The following is a 927-nucleotide window of genomic DNA, read 5'->3' on the forward strand; positions in this document are numbered from 1 at the left end:
CGGTGGGGTTATTCCTTGTGGAGCTTGTCCTGGATGGTGCCGGCGGCCTTCTCCACCCGGTTGGGGATCTCGGTGGTGCCGTAGAACCGGGCGTCGGGGTGGGTGGGCGGGGGCATCGGCACCCCGGCCATCGGCTCCGGCTGGTACCCGAAGGTCCCGTGGCCGTCCGGGGTGCGCCCGGAGGCCCAGGACCCCTCGGCGGCGGCGGCACCGTCGGAGAAGTTGTAGTAGTCGTAGGAGAACTCGGTGGCCTCCTTGGACTGCGGGAAGTTCGAGGGCACCGGCATCTGCTCCAGCCCCTCGGCCTGGAGCTCGCGCACCGCGGCCATCCACTGGTTCTGGTGCATGGTGTCGCGGGCCAGCAGGAAGGACAGCATGTCCCGGATGCCCTTGTCATCGGTCATGTGGTAGAGCCGGGCGACCTGGACCCGGCCCTGCATCTCGGCGTTGACGTTCGAGCTCATGTCCGCCAGCAGGTTCCCGGAGGCGGTCACGTAGGACCCGGACCAGGGATTGCCCATCGAGTCCACCGGCCGGGCCCCGGCCCCGGCCACGATCGCGTGCTGCAGGTCGGTGCCGCCGATCACCGCCGCCACGGCCGGATCGGACTGGACCGCGTCCTCGGTGATGCCCAGCGGGGCCTTCTCCAGCAGCTGGGCGACCATCGTGGCCAGCATCTCGATGTGGCCGAACTCCTCGGCGGCGGTGCCGAAGAGCAGGTCCCGGTACTTGCCCGGGATGTGGGCGTTCCAGGCCTGGAAGCTGTACTGCATCGCGACCGTGATCTCCCCGTACTGCCCGCCGATCACCTCCTGGAGCTTGCGGGCGTAGACCGCGTCCGGGGCCTCGGGAGTGGCGTTGTACTGGAGCTTCTGCTGGTGCAAGAACATCCTGACCTCCGTCATCGACTGCACTGGTCCGCCGCCG

At 69.1% G+C, this 927-nt stretch carries 1 protein-coding gene; it reads right to left on the reverse strand.

Translation table 11 applies throughout. From position 1 onward, the window contains the following. Nucleotides 1-8: 8 nt before the first annotated feature. Entirely contained in the window at nucleotides 9-890 is an 882-nt protein-coding gene (locus ACFYE1_RS17475; RefSeq protein WP_387745839.1) for a manganese catalase family protein, read from the reverse strand. Nucleotides 891-927 lie beyond the last annotated feature (37 nt).

The sequence above is a fragment of the Kocuria nitroreducens genome, assembly GCF_042879195.1.
GTDB classification, from domain to species: domain Bacteria; phylum Actinomycetota; class Actinomycetes; order Actinomycetales; family Micrococcaceae; genus Kocuria; species Kocuria nitroreducens.

Bases quoted from the DNA above. Each gene is read 5' to 3' on its own strand.
- ACFYE1_RS17475 (WP_387745839.1), bottom strand. From the start codon at position 890: ATGTTCTTGCACCAGCAGAAGCTCCAGTACAACGCCACTCCCGAGGCC.